This is a genomic window from Stenotrophomonas sp. 05L44_2, from assembly GCF_056665995.1.
On record NZ_JBFTNR010000366.1, the window covers coordinates 1 to 4,183 of the forward strand.

The following is a 4,183-nucleotide window of genomic DNA, read 5'->3' on the forward strand; positions in this document are numbered from 1 at the left end:
CTACCGGACTGATCCGTGAAAGGTGTCACGACCAACGGTCGTGACCTACAGGATTGATCCCTGCGGGATCAATCCTCGGGCGGTTGGCAGGAATCGCGCACGATCAGGTGCGGGCGCACGCTGGCGATCTGCAGCGCAGGCTGGCCTTCGGGCTGGATCAGCATGGCCGCAGCGGTGCGGCCGGTGTCGCGGGTATGCCGGCGCACCGAGGTCAGCGACGGCCACAGGCGCGAGGCCAGCGGGCTGTCGTCGTAACCGACGATCGACAGCTGGCGCGGAATGTTGATGCCCGCACGCAGCGCGACCTTGTAGATACCGGCGGCCATTTCATCGTTGCCGGTGAAGATCGCCGTCGGACGGCGCTTGCCCAGCAGCAGTTTCTCGGCGGCGGCCACACCCGATTCGAAGGTGTAGCCGGCCTCGATGATGCGATCCTTCGGCAGCTCGATGCCACGCTGCGACAGCGCCTCGATGAAGCCGGCGGTGCGTTCGTGCGCCGAGCGGTATGCACTCGGGCCGGTCACCAGGGCGATGTCACGGTGGCCCAGCGAAAGCAGGTAATCGGCCGCTTCGGCGGCACCGTCGCGGTCGTGGGTGACCACCATCTGCGAGGTTTCATCCAGCGGCAGCGCAGCCACGCGGGTGAAGCGGCAGCCGATCTCGTCCAGCATGTCCGCCAGCGCCTGGTCTTCGGACGCACGTGGCACCAGGATCACCCCATGCAGCTTCTGCTGCTGGGCGAAGCGGCGCACGCCGTCGATGTAGCCCGGGCTGCGGCTGTCGCAGGGGTGCACCACCAGTTCGAAGCTGGAGCCACGCAGCGCATCCAGCGCGCCGTACTGCATGTCCACGATGTACTGCGCGGTGGGGTTGTCGTAGACCATGCCGATCAGGAACGAGCGGCGGAAGGCCAGGCCACGGGCCAGCGGGTCGGGGGTGTAGCCGACTTCGCGCATCAACGCTTCCACCTTGTCGCGCGTGTCCTTGCGCACCAGCGGCGAGTTGTTGATGATCCTTGAAACCGTTTTCTTGGATACACCCGACAGTCGCGCGATGTCGTTGATCGTGGCTGCCTTGCCCTTTGCCAATGCCGGCGTAGCGGCATCGTTCTTGTTGCGCACTGACATGTAGTGAACCCGATAAGCCTGGGGATTCCAGCGCGCGCTCAGTCCAGCGCGCGATAGCGGAAGCTGCGGAAGGTTACCGCACCGTTGCCGGCCGCATACAGGGCCGGTTTCAGTGCCAGGAACTTGCCAGCCACATTGTGATGGTAACCGGACACTTCCATCTGAACCGGATACTTCTGCCAGGTCTGGCCATCGGCGCTGGAATGGATGGTGACGATGTGGCGGTTGTTGGTCACCCGCAGCCAGAGCCGGCCGCCCTTGGCGCTGGCCGCCAGCCGGGTGGGGCGCTCCTCGCCGTAGCGGTGCATGACGAACTGCTCGCCGTTGCTGCCCACGCCCACATACAGGCGGTCGCTGTAGAACAGCAGGGCACCGCCCACCGCGCCGGGGGCGATCTCCATCTGCACCTCGAACTGGTAGGCCGGATCCCCGGCAATGGTCGTCAGCGGCGAGGCATCGCGCGGCGTGCTGCCCTTGCCCTGCAGCACCAGGCCGTCGCCGCTGAAGCGCAGGCGCCGTTCTTCATCCAGCGCCGGGTTGAAGAACGCCCACTGCGGGCCCAGCGCACGGCCGGTGAAAGCATCGGACAGGGCCATGCCGTGCGGTGCCAGCGCGCTGCCCGATGGCTTGCGCAGCGGCTGCCCGAGATCGCCGCCCTTGGCCACGAACCAGCCATCGGCGGTCCATTCGATGGGTTCCAGCAGCGCCTGCCGGCCCAGCGTCCAGAAGCCGTTCTCGTAGCCGTGGTACATCATCCACCAGCGGCCGTCGGTGCCTTCGATCACCGTGGCGTGGCCACGCGACCACCACGGTTCAGCGGCCGACCGGGTGCGCATGATCGGGTTGTTCGGCGCGTTCACCCACGGGCCGTGGATCGAGCGCGAGCGCGCGGTGATCACCATGTGCCCGGTCGGCGGGCCGGCGGTGCCGCCCACTGCAGTGGTCATGTAGTACCAGCCATCGCGGAAGTGGATCTTCGGGCCTTCCTGCGCGTAGGCCTCCACGTCCCAGCTTTCCGGGTAGCGCCAGCCGTCGTACACATGCTTGGGCGTACCCACCACGCTCAGGCCGTCATCGGCCAGCTGCACGTAGTCGCCGCCGCTGAGGAACAGGTAGCGCTTGCCGTCCTCGCCAACCGCGTGGCCGGGGTCGATGTAGCCGCCCAGGCCGATGTCGATCGGCGCACTCCACGGGCCCTTGATGTCATCGGCCCAGACCACGAAGTTGCTGCGGCGCTCACCGGTGCGCGCCGGGAAGTAGATGAAGTAGCGGCCCTGGTGCTTGACGATGTCCGGCGCCCAGATCGCGCCTACGTTCTGCGTGATCGCATGGCCGAGCGGCTGCCAGTTGACCAGGTCGCGCGAGTGCCAGATCGGCAGGCCGGGGTAGGCGTCGAACGAAGACAGGGTGAGGTAGTAATCCTCGCCGTCCTTCAGCACCGACGGATCGGGCCTGTCACCGGCCAGCACCGGGTTGAGGAAGGTACCGTTGCCAAGGTCGCCCTGGCGCTGGTGCTCGATGCCGCGCTTCCACTGCGCGGGCGCGGGATCTGCAGCCAGGGCAGGCAGCGCGGCCAGCAGCAGGCCAAGCAGGGCGGTTGCAGCAGCGCGGTGCAGCGTCGGTGTCATGTGATTGCCTCCGCTCATCAGGCGCGCAGCGCGGCGGGCAGCCACAGCGACAGCGACGGGAAGAAGGTGACGATCAGCAGCACGCCCAGCGCGGCGAACCAGAACGGCCAGATCGTGCGCATGCTCTGGCCGACGCTGATCTTGCCGATGGCGGTACCGATGAACAGCACCGAGCCCACCGGCGGCGTGACCAGGCCGAGGCCACCGGTCAGCACCAGCACCAGGCCGAAGTGGATCGGATCGATGCCATAGGCCTTGGCCACCGGCAGGAAGATCGGCGTGCAGATCAGGATCATCGGTGCCAGGTCCATGAAGGTGCCCAGCAGCAGCAGCATCACCACGATCATCAGCAGCACCATGAACTGGCTGTGCGCGAACGACTGCAGGAAGTCCACCGCCGCCGCAGGCACCTGCAGGTAGGCCAGCAACCAGCCGAACACCGCCGCGGTGGCGATCACGAACAGGATCACGCCGGTGCTGCGCGCGGCATGGATGACGGTGTCGAAGAACTCACGCCAGCGCAGCTGCCGGTACAGCACGGTGGTGACCAGCAGGGCGTAGACCACGGCGATGGCCGCGCTTTCCACCGCAGTGAAGATGCCGGCGCGGATACCCACGAAGATCAGCGCCACCAGACCCAGGCCGGGCAGGGCGGAGACGATGCGCAACAGCACCGCGCGCCAGCCCGGGAACACTTCCACGCCATAACCACGGCGACGCGCGACCACGTAGCCGGTGATCATCAACGCCAGGGTCATCAGCAGCGCCGGCACGATGCCGGCGGCGAACAGGTCAGCGATCGACAGGCCACCACCGGCGGCGGCCGAGAACAGGATCAGGTTGTGCGACGGCGGCACCAGCAGCGCCACCAGCGCAGCGGTGATGCTGACGTTGACTGCGAAATCGCGGTCGTAGCCACGCTTGACCATCTGCGGAATCATCGTGCCGCCCACCGCCGACACATCGGCGATGGCCGAGCCGGATACACCGCCGAAGAACAGCGAGGACAGGATCGAGACCTGGCCCAGGCCGCCGCGCATGCGCCCGACCAGCGATGATGCCAGGGCGATCAGGCGTTCGGAGATGCCGCCGCGCATCATGATCTCGCCAGCGAAGATGAACAGTGGAATGGCAATCAGCGAGGCCGAACCGGTACCTGCGGAGATCTGCTGGACCAGCACGATGCTGGGAATGTCCAGGTAGAGCAGGGTGGCCAGCGCAGCGGCGGCCAGCGCGTAGGCCACCGGCACGCCCAACAGCAGCAGCGCGGCAAAAACAGAGAACAGGATGGTGATGCCCATGGATCAACGATCTCCTTCAGCGTCGTCGGCGTCGGCTGCCGCGGCATGCAGCGCTTTCCACGCACGGTTCAGCGCGAACAACAGCATCAGCGCACCGCCCACGGCCAGCGGCAGGTAGTTGATGCTC

General features: G+C 66.9%; 3 protein-coding genes and 1 pseudogene. All 4 read right to left on the bottom strand.

Annotated features, from left to right (window positions below; translation table 11 throughout):
• Nucleotides 1–68: 68 nt before the first annotated feature.
• Nucleotides 69–1,127 (bottom strand): LacI family DNA-binding transcriptional regulator, encoded by a 1,059-nt coding sequence (locus AC1VAN_RS13540; RefSeq protein WP_025875485.1) that lies wholly within the window; start codon nucleotides 1,125–1,127, stop codon nucleotides 69–71.
• Between the two features lie 38 nt (nucleotides 1,128–1,165).
• The gene (locus AC1VAN_RS13545; protein WP_478013549.1) at nucleotides 1,166–2,755 is read right to left on the bottom strand and encodes a family 43 glycosylhydrolase; all 1,590 of its coding nucleotides are present in this window, start codon (nucleotides 2,753–2,755) and stop codon (nucleotides 1,166–1,168) included.
• Between the two features lie 17 nt (nucleotides 2,756–2,772).
• The gene (locus AC1VAN_RS13550; protein WP_025875489.1) at nucleotides 2,773–4,056 is read right to left on the bottom strand and encodes a TRAP transporter large permease; all 1,284 of its coding nucleotides are present in this window, start codon (nucleotides 4,054–4,056) and stop codon (nucleotides 2,773–2,775) included.
• A 3-nt stretch (nucleotides 4,057–4,059) separates the two neighbouring features.
• A pseudogene (locus AC1VAN_RS13555) lies at nucleotides 4,060–4,183 on the bottom strand (TRAP transporter small permease); the annotation flags it as partial.

What these genes read in the sequence shown, in the direction of transcription:
- AC1VAN_RS13540 (WP_025875485.1), bottom strand. Translation starts at nt 1,127, where the DNA reads ATGTCAGTGCGCAACAAGAACGATGCCGCTACGCCGGCATTGGCAAAG.
- AC1VAN_RS13545 (WP_478013549.1), bottom strand. Translation starts at nt 2,755, where the DNA reads ATGACACCGACGCTGCACCGCGCTGCTGCAACCGCCCTGCTTGGCCTG.
- AC1VAN_RS13550 (WP_025875489.1), bottom strand. Translation starts at nt 4,056, where the DNA reads ATGGGCATCACCATCCTGTTCTCTGTTTTTGCCGCGCTGCTGCTGTTG.